Origin of the sequence: Marinihelvus fidelis (assembly GCF_008725655.1) — a bacterium.
In the GTDB taxonomy this organism is placed as follows: Bacteria; Pseudomonadota; Gammaproteobacteria; order Xanthomonadales; family SZUA-36; genus Marinihelvus; species Marinihelvus fidelis.
This window is the reverse complement of record NZ_VYXP01000007.1, coordinates 45,001-64,419: the sequence shown is the minus strand read 5'-3', so window position 1 is coordinate 64,419 and position 19,419 is coordinate 45,001. Positions and strand designations below refer to the sequence as shown.

Genomic DNA, 19,419 nt, shown 5'->3' with positions numbered 1-19,419 from the left:
ATGGTTGCCGCACTGAAACCGGCCAGCGCCGAAACCGAGTTCGGGCATTTCGACGATGAACGTCGTGAGTATGTCATCACCCGTCCTGACACGCCGTACCCGTGGATCAACTACCTGGGCAGCGAGGTGTTTTTCTCGTTGATCTCGAATACGGCCGGCGGTTATGCCTTTTACCGCGACGCCAAGTTCCGCCGCCTGACCCGTTACCGCTACAACAACGTGCCGGTCGACGATGGCGGGCGTTATTTCTACATCCGCGACGGCGACACCACCTGGTCGCCCGGCTGGAAGCCCTGCCGCACACCATTGGACCACTACGAATGCCGCCACGGCATGGGATACACGCAGATCACGGGCGAGAAAGATGGCGTGCGGGTCAGCGTGCTGTTCTTCGTGCCGCCTGGCGATCACGTGGAAGTGCAACGCGTAACGGTGGAGAACCGCTCCGGCCAGGCACGTTCGCTACAGCTCTACTCGTTCGTCGAATGGTGTCTCTGGAACGCCGAGGATGACATGAGCAACTTCCAGCGCAACTTCTCGGTTGGCGAGGTGGAAGTGCATGGCGGGACGGTCTATCACAAGACCGAATACCGCGAACGCCGTGATCATTTTGCTTTCTATACCGTCAATGCCGAAATCGACGGCTTCGACACCGACCGCGACACCTTCCTGGGCCCCTACAACGGCTTCGACCGGCCTGACCAGGTCGCCGCCGGCACGTCCGGCGACAGCGTCGCACACGGATGGTCGCCGGTTGCCTCGCACCGTTTCGACCTGGAACTGGCCGCCGGTGAAACCCGGGAACTGGTGTTCCAGCTTGGCTATGTGGAAATGCCCGACAACGACAAGTTCGATGCCGATGGCAACCTGAACCGCACCGCGGCCGAGGCATTGATTGCCCGCTACGACACCACCGACAAGGCAGACGCCGCGCTCGGCCGGCTGGCGGCTTACTGGGACGATCTGCTGTCGCGGTTCCAGGTGAAGTCGCATGAGCCGCGACTCGACCGCATGGTCAACACATGGAATGCCTACCAGTGCATGGTGACTTTCAACCTTTCACGCAGCGCCTCGTTCTTCGAGGCGGGCCTAGGCCGCGGCATGGGCTTCCGCGACTCCAACCAGGACCTGCTGGGTTCGGTACACCTGGCCCCGGACCGCGCCCGCGAACGCATTCTCGACATCGCCGCTACCCAGTTTGAGGACGGCTCCGTCTATCACCAGTACCAGCCGCTGACCAAGCGCGGTAACGCGGCCATCGGCGGCAACTTCAATGACGACCCGCTGTGGCTGGTGCTGTCGACCACGGCCTACATCCGCGAGACCGGTGATGTCTCGATCCTGGACGAGGCGGTGCCCTGGGAAAACGACGAGACCCGCACGGCGCCGCTGCTGGCGCACCTGAAGGCGTCTTTCGACCATGTCGTACGCAAGCGCGGACCGCACGGCCTGCCGCTGATCGGCCGCGCCGACTGGAACGACTGCCTGAACCTGAACTGCTTTTCCACCAACCCGGACCAGACCTTCCAGACCACCGGGACCGGCGAGGGCCAGGTGGCCGAGTCGATGTTCATCGCCGCGCAGTTCGTACTTTACGGCGGCGACTACGCCGACCTGTGCAGGCGACTGGGTGACGAGGCCGAGGCATGCCGCGCGGAAGGCCACGTGGCCGACATGCGCACCGCCATTGCCGATCATGGCTGGGACGGCGAATGGTGGTTGCGCGCCTACGACGCCAATGGCGATGCGGTCGGGTCGAAAGACAGCGACGGCAGCCAGATCTTTATTGAACCGCAGGGGTTCTGTGTCATGGCCGGCCTGGGCCAGGACGACAGCCGGGCGGAAACCGCAATGGCGTCGGTCGAGGAACGCCTGGCGTGCGAGTACGGCATCGTGCTGAACGCGCCAGCCTACACGCGCTACCACCTGGAGCTGGGGGAAATCAGTACCTATCCCCAGGGCTACAAGGAAAACGGCGGCATCTTCTGCCACAACAACCCGTGGATTGTAATCGCCGAGACCGTGCTGGGTCGTGGCGACCGCGCCTTCGACTACTGGCGCCGCATCGCGCCGGCGTTCCAGGACCACGTCGCCCTGCGCAAGATTGAGCCGTACGTCTACGCGCAGATGGTGGCCGGCAAGGAAGCCTTCCTGCCCGGCGAAGCCAAGAACTCCTGGCTCACCGGAACGGCGGCCTGGAACTGGCACGCCATCACCGAGCATATCCTGGGCATCCGCCCGGACTATGACGGGCTGTGCATCGACCCCTGCATCCCCGCAGACTGGGACGGCTTCGAGGTGACGCGCCGTTACCGTGACGCGACCTACGACATTCGCGTGCGCAACCCTGACAGGGTGTCACGCGGCATCGCATCGACCAGCGTCGACGGAAGGCCCGTGACCGGAACCACGCTGCCACTGGCGGCGCCCGGGAGCCGGTGCGTAGTCGAGGTGGTGATGGGCCAGGCGTAAGGTCAATGGCCCCGGCAGAGTCATGACAGGTTTCGACCCGCGCCTTTCCCGCCTGCGCGCCGAGCTCGACGCGCTGCTCAGGCGCACCAACTCGCCAGTGGACGAGGCCGGCAACGGCATCTACGAACGCTGGCGCCACCCCGTGGTCACGCGCGACCACGTGCCGCTGGAATGGCGCTACGACCTGGACCCGGTCACAAACCCGCACTTGCTGGAGCGGATTGGCGTCAACAGCACCTTCAACGCTGGTGCAATGGCCTGGCAGGGCAAGTACCTGCTGGTGCTGCGCATGGAGGGCGCCGATCGGAAGTCTTACTTCGCCATCGCCGAAAGTGACAACGGCGTTGACGGTTTTCGTTTTCGGGATGCGCCCATCGACATGCCCGCGCTGGACGATGCGGAGACCAACCTCTATGACATGCGCCTGACCGCGCACGAAGATGGCTGGATCTACGGCCTGTTCTGCGCCGAGCGGCACGACCCGAACCACCCGGACGACCCGACCGCGGCGCTGGCGCGTTGCGGCATCGCCCGCACCCGCGACCTTGACACCTGGGAACGACTGCCGGACCTGGTGACGCGCTCACCGCAGCAACGCAACGTGGTGCTGCACCCCGAATTCATCGACGGCCGTTACGGGTTGTACACACGCCCGCAGGATGGCTTCATCGAGGCCGGCGGTGCCGGCGGCCTCAGCTGGGGGCTGGCTGAGCGCATGGACAACGCCCGCGTAGACGAGGAAACCGTCGTCGACCCACGCGCCTATCACACCATTGCCGAGGCCAAGAACGGCCAGGGGCCGCCCCCCATTCGCACCCGCGAAGGCTGGCTGCACCTGGCACATGGCGTCCGCGGCACCGCGGCCGGGCTGCGCTACGTGCTCTACCCCTTCCTGACCGAACTCGACCGGCCCTGGGTGATCCGGCGCAAGCCCGCCGGACACCTGCTGGCGCCGCGCGGTGATGAACGGCCGGGGGACGTGTCCAACGTGGTGTTCTGCAACGGCTGGATACGTGACGGCAACGGTGACGACGCCCGTGTTCTGATCTATTACGCCTCGGCGGACACGCGCATGCACGTCGCCACCAGCAGTGTCGACCGGCTGGTGGATCACTGCCTGAATGCCCCTGAAGACGGCGGCAGCACCGCGACTTCCGCCAGCGCCATCAGGCAGTTGGTCAATGCCAATCAAAATCGATCCAAAGTTTGAGATAATGATCCTTTCGACAACGACTGCCAGGGCCATGACAGCCGCACCGGAAATCACAACAAGAACAATATTCACCATGGAGGACGCCCTGCGCGAACTCGATGCCATCACGCGCTGGTGGCTGGACCATTCCATCGACCGGGAAAACGGCGGTTTTTATGGCGAGATCGACGCTTCGGGCCAGCCCGTCGCGGGCGCCCGCAAACACCTGGTACTGCACACCCGCCTTCTGTGGTTCTTCAGCGAGGTGGGCCGGGCCGGTGGCGACCGCGAATGCCGGCTGGCGGCCGATCGGGCTTACCGCTATTTCAATGACCATTTTGACGACCCGGGTTTTGGTGGCGCTTACTGGTCGCTCGAGGCTGACGGCAGCGTCGCCGACGACGGCAAGCGCTCATATGGACTGTGTTTCAGCATCTACGCCCTGTGCGCGTACTACCGGCTGACCAGCGACACCTCGGCCATCACCAAGGCGCGAGACTACCTGGCCGCGCTGTGGGAGCACGCGCGAGACGATGAGTACGGTGGGTTTATCGAGTCATTTAATCGAAACTGGACGCCGGCCGCCGACATGCGCCTGGGCGACGACGACCTCGACGCGCCCAAGACCATGAACACGCACCTGCACCTGGTGGAAGCCTGCACCGCGCTGCACCAGGCCGCGCCGAACGCACGCAGTCGCAAGGCCTTGCGGGAATCCATCGACCTGTTCATCGACCATGTCCTGGTAGCGGACACACCGAGACTTGGCCTGTACTTCGACCGCCAGTGGAACGAGCTGCCCGCAGTCGAATCCTTTGGCCACGAAATCGAGGCCAGCTGGCTGCTCTGGGAGGCCGCGGAAGCGCTTGATGACCCCGTGGTCAGGACCGCCGTCCGGCCACGCGCGCTGGCGTTAGCCGAGAGGGTGTTGTCACAGGCCATGACCGCTGCCGGTTTTGTACAGGACCGTCCGGATGGCAACGGCGACCCTTCCGAAAGCACATGGTGGGTTCAGGCCGAGGCCCTGGTAGGCTTCCTGAATGCCGACCTGCTTAGCGGCGACGACCGCTGGGGCGAGGCCGCCGATACCGTCTGGGCATTCACGCAACGCGCCCACATCGCACCAGGCGGCGTGGAGTGGCGCAGCCAGGGCGCCCCTTCGGACAATGCACCGGATCCGCACTACCGCGCCGGCGCGTGGAAAGGCCCGTATCACACCGGCCGCGCGATGATGGAAGCCGCCCGCCGACTCTCCATCCTGGAAGCCGGCTAAGTAGGGGACCAGCACCTCGACGGCACGCTGAAGGTGCCGGCGCCCGCTAAAAGGCGTATGCTTTAAGCAGCTTTCCAGGATAACTGGCCATGAAGCGGGCGCTCGCGACAGGGATCGCGACGTTGGGCCTGGCGGCCTGCAGCATCGTCGATCCGCATCCGGACTGGGTGCAGACCCCGTCAAAGACGGCGGTTGCCGAGCTTTTGTCCGGCCATTCGCTCACCGGCCAGGTCATCCGCGAACACGAACTCCCCGCCGAAGATCTCAATGCCTTGCCGCCGATCCTGGTTTCGGCGGCTAAAGAAATCGAAGCCGCACATGCATCGCCTTACAGTCGGGCGAAAGCACTTCACCTGCGCCTGCTGGGCCCGGTTCCGACCGGTGGATTCGGTATCGACTATAACGCCGTCAACCCGACCCTGCCGCCGACACGTGCTTTCGCCGCCCGCAAGGTCAACTGCCTGAGCTACACGCTGATCTACGTGGCCATGGCACGGCAGATGAACCTGGTGGCCGAGGTCAACGACGTCATCCTGCCACCCGCCTGGGACATGCGAGAAGGCAGCAACACCATGATGTTGCTACGTCACGTCAACGCCAAGGTCAGGCTGCGCACCGGCGAAGAACTGATCGTGGACCTGGAGATGCAGCGCTACAACCCCAGCTACCGTCAACAGACCATATCCGGCCGGCGGGTCGAAGCGCTTTACTACAGCAACCGCGCCATGGAAATCCTGGCCGAAGGCGACAACCTGGCCGCATTCCGCCACATGCGTCGTGCGCTGGAACTTGACCCCGGCCGCAGTTACATCTGGAACAACCTGGGGAACCTCTACTTTCGCAACCAACGGCTGCTGGACGCGGAGACGGCTTACCTGCAAGGCCTGTCCTGGAATCCACGGGACCTGAGCCTGACCAGCAACCTGGGGACGTTGTATGGCACCGTAGGCCAGAAGGAACGCGCCGAATACTTCCGCCGCCTGGCGGCCGAATACCGCGAGGCCAACCCGTATTTCGCCTACACACGCGCCCAGGTCGCGCTGGACCAGGGTGAACTCCGCCAGGCGGAATTGCTGGCCTTGTCAGCCATCGAGAAACTCGACACCGAGCCACGGTTTTACGCCCTGGCCGCTCAGGTCTATGAGCAGCTGGGTGACACGGTAAAAGCGCGCGACATGCAGCGGCAGGCCGACGAAATCTATCGGAAGCTGTTCCTCTGAGGCCGGTTTACGCGTCCGGCGCGCGACAGTAGCGGTCAATGAAGACCTGGTGGGTGGGCATTTTGTCCACTGCGGCGGCAATGTTCGCTTTCAGTGAGCCCAGCGCCCGGTTCAGTCTTTGGTCACCGAGCAAAGCGCCCATGTGGTGATAATGGTGCGGCATCACGCCCTGTCCCATCATCACGAACAGCCACGACGTCACCTTGAACAGCTCCTCGGCGGCCGGGTAGACGCAACCGCTCTCCTGGAACAGCTCGATACGAGCGGCCAGGCTGTCCGGAATAGTCATGTCACGGCAATGGCGCCAGAACGGCGTGTCGTCACGCCGCGTCAGCGTGTAGTGCAGGATGATGAAGTCGCGGACGTTTTCGAACTCTGCTTCAGACTTGGCGTTGTAACGCGTGGCCAGGGCCTCGAAATTGCCGTCAAAGGGAAACAACTGAATCAACCGCATCACGCCAATCTGGATCAGGTGAATACTGGTGCTCTCCAGCGGCTCGAGGAAGCCGCTGGACAGGCCCAGCGCCACCACGTTCTTCACCCAGGCGCGTCGTCGCCGGCCGGTCACGTAACGAATCAGGCGCGGCTCGGTAAGTGGTTCACCCTCGAGGTTGCCCAGCAGTTCTTCACGCGCCGGATCTTCATCCTGGTAACGACTGCAGAACACCAGGCCGTTGCCCACGCGGTGCTGCAACGGAATCCGCCACTGCCACCCCGAGCTGCGCGCCATCGCGCGGGTGTACGGGGGTGTGCTGCCGGCATTCTCGGTCTGCACGGCCAGCGCGCTGTCCGTGGGCAGCCAGTGACGCCAGTCCTCGTAGCCGGCTTCCAGCGTCTGCTCGATCAACAGGCCGCGAAAACCGGTGCAATCGACGAACAGGTCGCCCTCGACCCGGGTGCCGTCCTCCAGTACCAGCGCCGTGACGTATCCGGACTCGCCGTCCTGCTCAACCTGGTCGATCTTGCCCTCGATGCGGTTGATTCCCATGGGTGAAAACTTGCCGCGCAGGTACTTCGCGTACATCCCAGCATCAAGGTGGTAGGCATAGTTGATCTTCGAGCCCTCGGCCACGGCGAATTTCCCGGCGCGCGCCGCCACGTGCTCAAAACAGTAGTCTCCCAGCTCACCGGCTTCACCCCGGTCCTTCGCCATAAGCCACATGTGCTGGAAATCGCCCATCCAGGTCGATTTGCCGACTTCGCCGAAGGGATGAATGTAACGCTCGCCCAGCCGATCCCAGTCCTCGAAGGAAATCCCCAGCTTGAACGTCGCCTTGGTCTCGCGCATGAACTCGCGTTCATCAACACCGATCAGGGCGTGAAATGTCCTGAATGTCGGAATAGTCGCTTCGCCGACACCCACTGTGCCGATAGCATCCGATTCCACCAGGGTGATATCCAGCAGTGCGCCCAGTTGGCGTACCAGCGCGGCAGCGGCGGTCCACCCGGCGGTACCGCCGCCAGCGATCACCACTCGCCGAACCGCCTGTTCGCCCTTGGAACTCATCGGTTCAGCTTCCTCTGCAGTAGAGCGCGCAGCCGGCGCGCCGACATATCATCCAGCGGTGCCAATGGTCCGCGCGCGCCTTCCGGCAGGTGAGCACCGGCGCGATCCGCCGGCCCGAACACGTAGTAGTCAAACATGGCCCGCCAGGCACGTTTTTCCGGCTCCGGCCGGTCACGAAGACTCAGCAGCGCATGCATCAGCGTGGTCTGTGGCGTGTCGACGAAATCCGGCACGCGGTTCCACCAGTAGTTCACCATGATATTGAAATCCTCCAGGGCACTGACCTGGTGCCACCACAACGCCGGGTAGTACAGGGCGTCACCGGGCTCAAGATCCGCCACTTCGCCGGTATCGAGCGCCTCGCGCAGGCCGGGAAACCGATCGAAATCCGGGTCCCCAATATCCGCCATGGTGACCACCTGGCCACCCGGTGTCGGGTCCAGCGGACCCGGGTAAAGATTGGCCACCTGCTCCGGCGGAAACAGGGAAAACCGTCGCCGACCCACCAGGCAACAGGCCACGTTGTAAGACAGGTCGTGATGAGCGAGCGCGGTCGTGCGGTTGCCGATCCACGCGCCGACCATTGGCGGGGAGGCCTCAAACATGTCGTGGTTCAGCACCAGGTCATTTTCAGTACGGAAGCCGGGCAGGAACTGGTCAACATCGGTCGAGCCGATATAGATAGATGGCGCGCCGGCATCACCGGCGAGTTCCAGGATGCGCTCCAGGTATGCCCCAAGGTCGCCCCGTTCAGACTGGAAATCCAGACGGGTGGCGTCTTCGGTATAGCCGAACCGACCATGCAGTTCCGGACGACCGAGGAACGCGGTCACGGGACGACCCTGGTAGAACTGCCGCAAATACGACGCAGCCTCCCTCGGAGCGCTGGTCCGCGCCAATGGCCAGTCCCGCACCAGCCCCTTCAGGATGACGGGACAGCCTTCCTCAACAATCTCGGACCATGGAACATGCTCCGGTGCGATGTCTTCAAGCACCCGTGTTTCGCGCATGGCCGTCACCGCGCGATCAGGCGTTCGCCGCCGCGCGTTTGCGGTTCTTGAGCTCGATCAACCATTCAATGTTGCCCAGTGAGTTCGCCACCATGATGGCGAGCTGCAGGTAACCATCGCGGTTCAGTTTTTCCAGCATCGCGCCGTCCAGTGCCGCCAGGCGATCGGTATTGATGGTGAAAAAATCGGGCAGCGTGTACTGCGTGCGCTCATCCAGGCTCACCTTCGCTTCCATGGCCTCGATCAGCCCGGCTTCCTCGAAAGCCGCAAACATCGGCCTGGCCAGCTCGGCGCCGTGAAAAATCAGCTGAAGAATCCGATTGATGCGTTTCAGGTAGGGCGAGTGACCACCATGCCGAAGGAACACCGATTCACCTTCATGCCGGTTGACGCGCGGGTGATCCAGGTCGACATGGATCATCGGCTCGGGTTCATCCACACCATCTTTAGCGCCATGCAGCCCGATCAGGAACGGTCCACGCTCCTGGACTGCGGGGACGTAACGAGCATTCCAACCGGAAGCATCCAGGAACAGGTTCTCACCCTTATCGAACCCCAGCAGCACGACGGCCTGGAAATCACCGTTGGTTTCCCTGCGAAACAGGATGGGGTATTCGCGCTGGACAAAAGGAAATTCGGTGGGGAACACCATCGCCATATTAACGGCATCACCGAAATTGGCCGAATGGCCGGTTCTGACCTTCAGGTCGTGGTGACTGACATTATCCAGCAGAACAGTATTGGTCATCTGGGCATCCGTCCAAAGAATGATTGCATGTTATCAAATGGGCGCCGGCGTCAACCGCGTCGCCCGGTTTTTCTGGCCGCATATGGAAAGGGCCGCCCAAACGAGGCGGCCCCTCCCTATACTGCAGTTGGGTGGTAATCAGAAGCGGTAGCGCACACCCAGGGAGTAGCGCGGCTCGAGCTCGTAGGCCCAGACCACCATCTTCTCCTTGCGACGGTACTGCACCAGGTCTTCGCCGGTCACGTTAATGGCGTCGAACTGTACCTGCAGGTGATCCGTCAACTGGTACGAGACACTCAAGTCGTACTGACCATATTCGTCAGTAAACTGAGGGCTACGGCTGCCACCCTGGTTGGTGGCATTCAGGAACGTGTCGCGCCAGTTGTAGGCAACGCGCGCCTGCCAGCCGTGGTTCTCGTAGATCAGCGTGGCGTTTGCAGTATCGGACAGACCCACCAGTGCGAACTCGTTGGCGTCCGGATCCTGGCCCGGATCGGCATCGATATCACCGTTCACGACCGTGTAGCTACCGGCGAAACCGAAGCCGCTGTCACCGAAGAAGTGCTGCCAGGCGAATTCCCAGCCATCGATGTTGGCGTCCTCGTTGTTGATCGGTTGCGTCACGCGGAAGATCATCAACGGATCGTTGGCGTCACCGACGATATCGTAGTTGGTCGCGATCAGGTCGACATAGTCCTGGGGCAACGCGCCGTTGACCAGGTTGGCTTCGAACTCGGCCTGGGCCGCGGCCAGGTCACCCTGGAACTCGTCGATCAGGGCGACAAGGGTGAACATGTTGGCCTCGGAGCGGTCGACACCCAGGCTGTCGATAATGTCCAGGGCATCGCCGGACCGCGATCCAGGGGCTCCGGCCGTTGGGTCGGTCAGGCCGAACAATGGCTGGTCAAACACGCCGGTGCCCAGGAAGTTGGACACATCCTTGTTGAAGTAACCCAGCGACACGTAGCTGGAATCGCCGTAATACCACTCGACCGACACGTCAAAGTTGGTCGACTCCAGCGGTAACAGGCCAGGGTTCTGGCGGCTGCCACCGGTTTGTCCACCAAGCGCGGTCGGACGGTTCGGTGCGCCAGCCGTGGTGGCTGCGAACATGTTGCCGTATGGCACCCGGGCGATGGTTTCGCTGTAAGAGAAGCGAGCCACCAGTTCGTCGGTCAGGTCGAACTTGAGGTCCAGGTTAGGCAGGAAATGATCGTAGCTGCCAGAGCCCTCAACGTTCTCGTTGCTCGCGTTGTAGGTAATCAGGAAGTCGTTGTCCGAGCGCCAGGTAATACCATTCGGTACGGCCTGGAAAGCGTACGCGTCAACCTCTGTTTCTTCGTAACGTACGCCGGCGTTCAACTCCATCGGCAGACCGAACACCTCGGTATCCCACTGGAAGGAGGCGTAATACGCGGTGATATCTTCTTCGACCGTGTTCTGGCTGCTGTTCCGGGATACGGCGTTTTGCGAGTAAGCCGACTCGAAGATCGGGAACAACTGGGTGGCGTCGACCCTGAAGGCTTCAGACGCATCACCCACCGGGAAGTCGTTGAACTGGCAGGCCATGCAGTATTTCTCAACCAGGCCAGGCGCGAACATTTCCACGTCGCCCGGGTTAGCCATACCCCAGGTACCCAGTTCCTGCTCGGTCGTCGTCGCTTCCACGTAAACCGAGGTGTCGCGCTTGTTGGCGCCAATATCCAGGCGCGCGCTGTCCCAGTCGAACGAGTAACGAAGGTCAAATTCATCGACATCGCTCTCCTGGATCTGGGTCGAGCTACGCTGCACCTGCGTGGCCAGGTCGCCCTGGTCGATCGTGCCGTTGCCATTACCACGAATCGAATCGTCGTAGGTGTATCTCTGGATCGGGAATCCTTCGCTCCAGTCCACGGAGTGCTGCAAAATCACCGGGGCACCGAAGGTCACGAATGTCGCCGTGTGACCCAGCGGGTTGTCCGGGCGTGCTTCACCGGACGAAGTGTGTCCGTCAAAGCGCAGCGTCTGGTTTTCAAACAGGTCCCACTCGATGTTCAGGCCGAACGAATCGATCGACTCGTCGGTTGCGCGGTTGGTCTGCTCGAAACCGATATCCTTGGTGCCGTTGTTGTTCTCCTGCATGAACAATGCCTGGGAGACGGGGCCTTCACCATCAAAGATCAACTGGTCAAACGGCGTAGCAAACCAGTTGGTCTGCTCAGAGCGCATTTCCGTCTGCTGGTTGTTTACGGCCGTGTAATCAACGGTGAAACGCAGGTTGTCCGTCGGCGCGAACTGCACCACCAACTGGCCATTCATGCGCTCTCGCGTAATTTCACTGTAGTCGTAGCGGCTATCCTGCGGGATTGCGTACAACTCACCGTCCGCCGGCGGGTTTGTCACCGATGTCGAGCCATCGGCGCGGACGATACTGGTGTTGCTGAAGAAATCGTTAGCACGGCGAACCACCCAGTCGTTGGCCTGGCCGATGGCCGCACCGGAATCACGTTCCGAGTACGAGCCAAAAATGCCAATACCAAACGTGCCGCTGTCATTTGACCAGTTAACCAGGCCAGACGCTTCCGGCGTGATCGCGCTACCGCTATCGCCTACGCTTTTGTCTGCATTGGCCTTAAGCGCAATGCTGGCGGTGTTATCGTAGTCCAACGGACGCCGTGTCAGGATGTCGATCGTGGCACCAATACCACCCGAAGGCAGAAGTGCGTTACCGGTCTTAAATACTTCCAGGCCACCGACACCTTCAGCGGCGACATTCTCGAAGCCGAAACTACGGCCCTGACCACCGGTGTAGTTGTCACGCTGGCCGATAATCCCGACTGTTGCGGTGGGCAGGGTTCGGCCGTTCAGAGTCACCAGGTTGAACCCGGGGCCAAAACCACGCACCGTCACCTTTGAGCCCTCGCCATTCTGGCGGTCAATGGACACACCCGGAATACGCTGCAGCGATTCGGCAAGGTTAGTGTTGGGGAATTTACCGATGTCCTCGGCCGAAATGGCATCAACGACACCACTGGAATCACGCTTGATGTCCATGGCGCGTTCCATTGAACCGCGAATACCGGTCACGACGACCTCTTCCAGGATAGTGTCCTCGCCTTCCGAATCCTGCGCGTAGGCCATCGGCATGACCACCGCAGACGCCAATGTGGCGGCAATGATCTCGCTTAGCTTGTTTCTTTTGTAGTACATGTCGTTCCTCCAACGTGTGTGTGCACGATGCTTCCCGTGCGTCGCCGCCAGGCAAACGCAAGTGGTGCTATCGGCTGATGCAATCGAACTGTGTCATATCGCTACTGTTCGCGAACCGCGACCCTGGGGTCGCATGAACCTGTCTTGCTGGCCTTTTCAGGCTCTTTTCTTGCCGGATCATCGTCCGGCCTGTCTTGGATGTTAACGCTACCATAACAGCATCGCAACAAATGTCTTGCGCTGTCAAGAAAAAACACAAGGCGCAGCCAATTTCCTTTAATGACACCGGTTTACCTGTGCCAGGGGGCATGCTAAACGTTTAACATCGCCCTGATGCTAAACGATTAACCTCGCGATTGGCAAGCCGCCCCGGCCCTGTTTAAAAGCGGTCAGGTTGCTCGTTACCGCAGGAATCCATTATCTTGCACGATTGTGGAACCGTGGGAGGATGCGCCGGTTAGGAGCTGGTGCAGAAGGGTAGTTCATGGCCAAAGTGCTAGTTTTCCAACACGTCGCATCAGAGCCGCTCGGCACCCTGGACCCGATGCTGCGCCGTCGTGGCCACCGGATCCGTTACATCAATTTCCACCGCAACCCCGATGCACAGCCGAACATCGACCGCTACCAGGCATTGATCGTCCTGGGCGGCCCGATGATGCCTGACCAGCAGGACCGGTATCCTCATCTCAGAACCGAAATGCATTGTATCGAGCGGGCACTGGCCCGAAATATGCCGGTCCTGGGGATCTGCCTGGGCTCACAGTTGCTCGCGCATACGCTGGGTGCGCCCACAAAACCGGCCCGGGAATGGGAGATTGGCTGGTACGACGTTGAACCCACCGCGGCCGCAAAGGATGACCCGGTGCTGTGCAGGCTGGGCCGCTCCCGGCCGATATTCCAGTGGCACGGCTACACTTTCGACCTGCCGGATGGCGCGACCCGGCTAGCGCGAAGCCAGCGCTGTGAAAACCAGGCTTTCCGTGTCGGGGAACAGGCTTATGGTTTCCAGTTTCACCTGGAACTGGACGGCCGCCTGATTAACCGCTGGCTGAAACTCCCCACCATGCTGGATGAGCTTCACACCAGCGGCGTACCCCACGACGCCCAGTCCATCTGGCGCCAGACCCATGAACTGATCGATGGCTCCATCGCATTAAGCGACGAGGTATTTGGCGCATTCCTGGATAAGCTCGGCACGCCCCTCTCCCGGCAGGTGATGCCCTCGCGATAGTTGCACGCGAGAACACCCAAGCCTATTGGGCCATTTCGAGAATTCCGTTGGCGTACAACTGCTGCAGGTAGGCCATGGTCTTTTCACGAGGGTACCCTTCGGGCACCTCTGGCCAGGACAACAATTCCGGAATGGTAAAACACCCTGTCTCGGTGGATAAACGGTTGAGCATTGGGGCCAGTTCAAGCGGCAGATTGAGCAGCCCGCTGTCACAGGGCACAACAATGCGATCGTGCTGTTTAACGAACCGCAACGATGACTTGCCAACGTAAAACGGCTGGGCCGGCGTGATACCTGGTATCTGGCGTTTTGGTTCCGGCCGCCAGCCCGTATACGGAATCTGCGTCAGTGCGCTGAGCCAGGGCTCGGCCATCGATCCAGGATTTTCCAGGGTCTCCCGGGCCAACGTACAAAACTCATCCAGGCGCTCACGCATATACCTGGTGACGTTTTCCGGTATGTCACCCCGAATAGCCCCCACGGTCGCCGGCGGGCCGCCCCGCCAGTTTCCATCCTCACTGGCGAAGGCCCTGAGAAGTGGAATCAACTGGTCGACAAAATTACGCGGGGAGAAATAGACGTTCAGGGCCATTGAAACCCCTACACCACGGGCCGAGTGCCATGCGCCGGCAGGCAGGCAGAGCAGATCACCGGGGTTCAGTTCGACCTCGCGAAACTCCATTTCATCCGGCAGCTTTCCACCGTCAATACCCTGCGGCTCGATACGCCCGTCCTGGTACAGGCCATTATGGTCGGGCCACGCTTTAGCCGCTTCAGTCGAAAACCGCCAGCGCTTCTTACCGGCAATCTGTAACGTCGTAGCGACACGCTTGTCATAGTGTGTGGGCAGCCCGGCGCCATCGGGCGAGATGTAGCAGTTCACACCAACGGTGCCGGCAAAATTCATCTGCGCCCGCAGCGCCGCTGCCCAACGGGCCAACGTGGCATCCGCCATGTGAATGTTGGTGATGCAGATGGTCGCACCGGCGTTGAGCAAGTCACTGACCTGGTCGTGAGTCGCGGACGTCATGGGCTTGCCTTTACCGGACGTTTCACCACGTGAGAACGAGGCGGTAATGTTGTAACGCTTGTCCGGGATGTTCCGCCCCCTGGCCAGCGCATGCTTCAGCCGTTCCCAACTGAAAATCGACTCAAACTTTTGTGCATAGCCTTCCACGTTCAGGGAAGTACGACCAAACCAGCTATTGACGAAGTCTTCGCAGGAAACCGGGTTCAGCAGTTCTTCAAGTTCACGACCACTGGCCGCAGCGGGCGCCGGTCGTTCTTCAGGCGAACCGCCGTCAAGCAGGGCGTGGAAATCCATGATTGTCATTGTCAGGTATCTTTCTGCTTATGAAGTGATTGCACATCCGGTTGGAACCTACCGGGTGCAGTGAAACGGAAACGGGATTATAGAACGAAAAAGAAATCCCGCCGGCACAGGCACCCAGGCTGGTGGTTGGCTTCATGAATTCAGCCCGTGCTAGAGTCGGGAGAAAGTCTCTTGATGTGACTCTGCTCAAACGACCAACGGGGGCGTCGTGATTAAACATAAACTGCTTGTTTCCGCTCTTTTCTGCGTTGCCGCGTCGGGTTGCCAAACCACACCGGATGAGTACACGGCAACCCACCAGGACATATCGTTCAGCGTCGTCGACACCACGATTCCAGAGATTCAACAGGCACTACAAAGCGGCCGTGTGACATCCCGCGAACTTGTCGACCAGTACCTGCAACGAATCGCGTTGTACGAACTCGATTTGCGCGCAACGATGGCGGTGAACCACCGCGCACAGGCCATTGCTGACCAACTGGATGAAGAACGACGTGAAGGCATCATTCGTGGGCCGCTGCATGGCATTCCCATCGCGCTTAAGGACAACATTCACACGATCGACATGCCGACAACAGCGGGTGCCATGGCGTTCGAGGGATTCATACCACCCTATGAAGCCACGATCGTCACCAACCTTAAACGCGCCGGCGCAATCATCATCGCCAAGACGACCATGACGGAACTGGCCAACTGGGTCGCCACCGGAATGCCCGATAACTACAGCGCGCTAAGAGGCGATTACGGCATGAACCCATACGACCCGCGACGCGACCCCCGGAAGGGTTTCAATGACGGGCGGCCCGTCATGTCGCCCGGTGGGTCCAGTTCAGGAATCGGAACGGCCGCCAGTTTCTGGGCCGGGAACGTGGGCACCCAGACATCGGGCTCACTGGTAATCCCTTCCAACAACAATATGCTGGTCGGAATTGATCCCACCATCGGTCGCCTGAGTCGTCATGGCATCATTCCCATTACGCTCGACCAGGATTCTGCCGGACCGATGACCCGGACCGTCGCAGGTGCGGCAATTATGCTGGGCGCCATGGAAAATGCGGAGAATCACGATGACAATGATCCCGCCATCGGCACCTGTGAAGCAGTACCTAACCATGACTACACGGCGTTTCTCGACAAGGATGGGTTACGCGGCGCGCGCATTGGCGTGCCACGCGCCTTCTATTACGACCCCGTTACCCCGCCCGGAGAGACTGAACCCAGGGGCGGGCTAAAGCCCGGGGGGCTGGCGCGAATGAATGAGGTCATCGCGGTTCTGAAAGCCAATGGCGCCATCATCGTCGACCCGGTCGTGGTGCCCAGCCATGTGGCCACCAACCCCGACGACAACCAGCTTCTCTTTGGTAACTGTTATGACACCCAGGTCCGGGGCAATGATCAGGATTGTTCCATTGTCATGAAGTACGGCATGAAACGAGATTTCAATCATTGGCTGGCATCCCTTGGCGATACAGCACCGGTAGTCAGCCTGGCAGCCTTACGCGAGTTCAACGCCAGCCACCCTCAACTCAACGCCATCAAGTACGACCAGCAGGAGCTCGATTTTTCTGATGAGATGGATATCGAGCGCGACCGGGAACGCTACGAAACGGACCGCGCCAAGGACCTCAGGCTTACCCGGGCACAAGGTATCGACGCGGCGCTGCAATCCGCAAACCTCGATGCTTTGCTGATCCCCGCCTGGCTGGGCGAGCAACTGGCCGACAAGGCAGGTTACCCACAGATCATCGTTCCTTACGGCACCTACCCGCTGACCTTTGATCCGCCACTGCCCGAGGGTTTTTTACCCGCCGAAATGCCCTATGGCGTGACGTTCATGGGAACGGCCTGCAGTGAACCCGAGCTAATTCGGCTGGCTTATTCGTTTGAGCAGAACACGAAGCGTCGTGTTCCACCGCCGTTGTTTCCTTAGCTGGGGTGAGTGGTGAGGAGTGAGGAGTGAGGAGTGAGGCGTAAGCGGCACCGCCGCGATCCGCACTGCCTCCACACCTGCTGTGCCCGTTACTGCACTGCCAAAAAGGAAAGGCCCCAACGCTTGCGCGCCGGGGCCTTTCTGGGATAAAGCCTGGCAGTGACCTACTCTCACATGGGAACTCCCACACTACCATCGGCGATACACCGTTTCACTACTGAGTTCGGAATGGGATCAGGTGGTACCAGTGCTCTATTGCCGCCAGGCAAAAGGGTTGAGGCGCACGATGAATCAAAGATCCATCACCCGAAACCGGGAGCTCGTCGCACGCAGTGTTGCCACGGTGCGCTTCGCCTCTTCAGGTTTGATGCCGAAGCTTCAAACCCTACAGATTTGGTAATTCTGTCAAGAGCGGCACGTCCTCCAGTTGCACTGGATTTCGCGCTCGTGTCAGCGAAGATGCTTTCCATGGTATGCCACGCATACCAGGAAACGCTTTGGTTATATGACCAAGCCACTCGGACAATTAGTACTGGTTAGCTTCACACATTACTGCGCTTCCACACCCAGCCTATCAACCTCGTAGTCTACAAGGGTCCTTACACTCTCAAGGAGTGAGAGATCTCATCTTGGGAGGGGCTTCCCGCTTAGATGCTTTCAGCGGTTATCCCGTCCGAACTTAGCTACCCGGCAATGCCACTGGCGTGACAACCGGAACACCAGAGGTTCGTCCACTCCGGTCCTCTCGTACTAGGAGCAGCTTCCCTCAAATCTCTAACGACCACGGCAGATAGGGACCGAACTGTCTCACGACGTTCTAAACCCAGCTCGCGTACCACTTTAAATGGCGAACAGCCATACCCTTGGGACCGGCTTCAGCCCCAGGATGTGATGAGCCGACATCGAGGTGCCAAACACCGCCGTCGATATGAACTCTTGGGCGGTATCAGCCTGTTATCCCCGGCGTACCTTTTATCCGTTGAGCGATGGCCCTTCCATTCAGAACCACCGGATCACTAAGACCTACTTTCGTACCTGCTCGATCCGTCGATCTCGCAGTCAAGCTGGCTTATGCCTTTGCACTAATCTCACGATGTCCGACCGTGATTAGCCAACCTTCGTGCTCCTCCGTTACTCTTTGGGAGGAGACCGCCCCAGTCAAACTACCCACCACACACTGTCCCCGACCCGGATAACGGGTCTGGGTTAGAACTCCAACTACACCAGGGTGGTATTTCAAGGTTGCCTCCACGCAATCTGGCGATCACGCTTCAAAGGCTCCCACCTATCCTACACAAGCCTAGTCAAAGTTCAGTGTGAAGCTGTAGTAAAGGTGCACGGGGTCTTTCCGTCTAGCCGCGGTTACACTGCATCTTCACAGCGATTTCAATTTCACTGAGTCTCGGGTGGAGACAGCGTGGCCATCGTTACGCCATTCGTGCAGGTCGGAACTTACCCGACAAGGAATTTCGCTACCTTAGGACCGTTATAGTTACGGCCGCCGTTTACCGGGGCTTCGATCAACAGCTTCGCCGAAGCTAACCGCATCACTTAACCTTCCGGCACCGGGCAGGCGTCACACCCTATACGTCCACTTACGTGTTTGCAGAGTGCTGTGTTTTTAATAAACAGTCGCAGCCACCATTTTATTGCAACCCCCACCAGCTTAGAGAGCAAGTCTCATCACCGGCAAGGGCGTACCTTCTCCCGAAGTTACGGTACCATTTTGCCTAGTTCCTTCACCCGAGTTCTCTCAAGCGCCTTGGTATTCTCAACCAGCCTACCTGTGTTGGTTTACGGTACGGTCAACTGTTACCTATGCTTAGAAGCTTTTCCTGGAAGCATGGCGTCAACACCTTCGTCCCTATGTTGGGACCCCTCATCACACCTCAGAATATAAGATCCCGGATTTGCCTAAGATCTCTTCCTACATGCTTGAACCAGGACAACCAACGCCTGGCGTGTTTAGCCTTCTCCGTCCCTCCATCGCAGTAACAGTTGGTGCAGGAATATTAACCTGCTTCCCATCGACTACGCGTTTCCGCCTCGCCTTAGGGGCCGACTCACCCTGCGCCGATTAACGTTGCGCTAGGAAACCTTGGGCTTTCGGCGTGCGGGTTTTTCACCCGCATTATCGTTACTCATGTCAGCATTCGCACTTCTGATACCTCCAGCAAACCTCTCGGTTCACCTTCGCAGGCCTACAGAACGCTCCTCTACCATCCGTAACCAAAGTTACGAATCCACAGCTTCGGTACACTACTTAAGCCCCGTTAAATCTTCCGCGCAGACCGACTTGACCAGTGAGCTATTA

Annotated in this window: 11 protein-coding genes and 2 rRNA genes (1 of these 13 only partly in view); 6 read left to right on the top strand and 7 right to left on the bottom strand. The window is 60.1% G+C overall.

All coding sequences use genetic code 11. The features are described from left to right. The 4 genes from F3N42_RS12185 to F3N42_RS12170 all read left to right on the top strand — a co-directional run bounded on the left by F3N42_RS12185 (window position 1) and on the right by F3N42_RS12170 (window position 6,157). On the top strand, window positions 1-2,472 hold the full coding sequence (locus tag F3N42_RS12185) for a GH36-type glycosyl hydrolase domain-containing protein (protein ID WP_150864758.1): 2,472 nt from the start codon (window positions 1-3) through the stop codon (window positions 2,470-2,472). 22 nt (window positions 2,473-2,494) lie between these two features. Next, window positions 2,495-3,682: a glycoside hydrolase family 130 protein gene (locus F3N42_RS12180; protein WP_150864757.1), complete on the top strand. Its 1,188-nt coding sequence runs from the start codon at window positions 2,495-2,497 to the stop codon at window positions 3,680-3,682. Window positions 3,683-3,716: 34 nt separating this feature from the next. Further along, a complete protein-coding gene (locus tag F3N42_RS12175; protein WP_191621389.1) occupies window positions 3,717-4,937 on the top strand; it encodes an AGE family epimerase/isomerase in 1,221 nt (406 codons plus the stop codon). An 89-nt stretch (window positions 4,938-5,026) separates the two neighbouring features. Further along, entirely contained in the window at window positions 5,027-6,157 is a 1,131-nt protein-coding gene (locus F3N42_RS12170) for a tetratricopeptide repeat protein (protein ID WP_150864883.1), read from the top strand. 7 nt (window positions 6,158-6,164) lie between these two features. On the opposite strand, the gene F3N42_RS12165 is transcribed toward F3N42_RS12170, so the two are convergent. The 4 genes from F3N42_RS12165 to F3N42_RS12150 all read right to left on the bottom strand — a co-directional run bounded on the left by F3N42_RS12165 (window position 6,165) and on the right by F3N42_RS12150 (window position 12,611). Further along, window positions 6,165-7,664, bottom strand: coding sequence for a tryptophan halogenase family protein (locus F3N42_RS12165; protein WP_150864755.1), 1,500 nt, complete (start codon window positions 7,662-7,664; stop codon window positions 6,165-6,167). Next, entirely contained in the window at window positions 7,661-8,674 is a 1,014-nt protein-coding gene (locus F3N42_RS12160) for a cupin-like domain-containing protein (RefSeq protein ID WP_150864754.1), read from the bottom strand. The genes F3N42_RS12165 and F3N42_RS12160 overlap by 4 nt, the downstream gene beginning before the upstream one ends. A 16-nt stretch (window positions 8,675-8,690) precedes the next feature. Beyond that, entirely contained in the window at window positions 8,691-9,422 is a 732-nt protein-coding gene (locus tag F3N42_RS12155) for a SapC family protein (protein WP_150864753.1), read from the bottom strand. A gap of 138 nt (window positions 9,423-9,560) precedes the next feature. Continuing rightward, window positions 9,561-12,611 carry a TonB-dependent receptor gene (locus F3N42_RS12150; RefSeq protein WP_150864752.1) on the bottom strand — a complete coding sequence of 1,017 codons (3,051 nt, stop codon included), beginning with the start codon at window positions 12,609-12,611 and terminating at the stop codon, window positions 9,561-9,563. 484 nt (window positions 12,612-13,095) lie between these two features. Between F3N42_RS12150 and F3N42_RS12145 the strand changes: the two genes are divergently transcribed. Further along, window positions 13,096-13,842 (top strand): type 1 glutamine amidotransferase, encoded by a 747-nt coding sequence (locus tag F3N42_RS12145; protein ID WP_150864751.1) that lies wholly within the window; start codon window positions 13,096-13,098, stop codon window positions 13,840-13,842. A 22-nt stretch (window positions 13,843-13,864) separates the two neighbouring features. Here the strand turns inward: F3N42_RS12145 and F3N42_RS12140 are convergent, their stop codons facing one another. Beyond that, window positions 13,865-15,175: a JmjC domain-containing protein gene (locus F3N42_RS12140; RefSeq protein WP_150864750.1), complete on the bottom strand. Its 1,311-nt coding sequence runs from the start codon at window positions 15,173-15,175 to the stop codon at window positions 13,865-13,867. A 208-nt stretch (window positions 15,176-15,383) separates the two neighbouring features. Between F3N42_RS12140 and F3N42_RS12135 the strand changes: the two genes are divergently transcribed. Beyond that, window positions 15,384-17,105, top strand: a complete 1,722-nt coding sequence (locus F3N42_RS12135; protein ID WP_150864749.1) for an amidase family protein — start codon at window positions 15,384-15,386, stop codon at window positions 17,103-17,105. A 151-nt stretch (window positions 17,106-17,256) separates the two neighbouring features. On the opposite strand, the gene rrf is transcribed toward F3N42_RS12135, so the two are convergent. Together rrf and F3N42_RS12125 are read right to left on the bottom strand one after the other, a co-directional pair. Continuing rightward, window positions 17,257-17,371: ribosomal RNA gene (gene rrf / locus F3N42_RS12130) — 5S ribosomal RNA — on the bottom strand. A gap of 239 nt (window positions 17,372-17,610) precedes the next feature. After that, window positions 17,611-19,419, bottom strand: a 23S ribosomal RNA gene (locus F3N42_RS12125) (it continues 1,081 nt past the right edge of the window).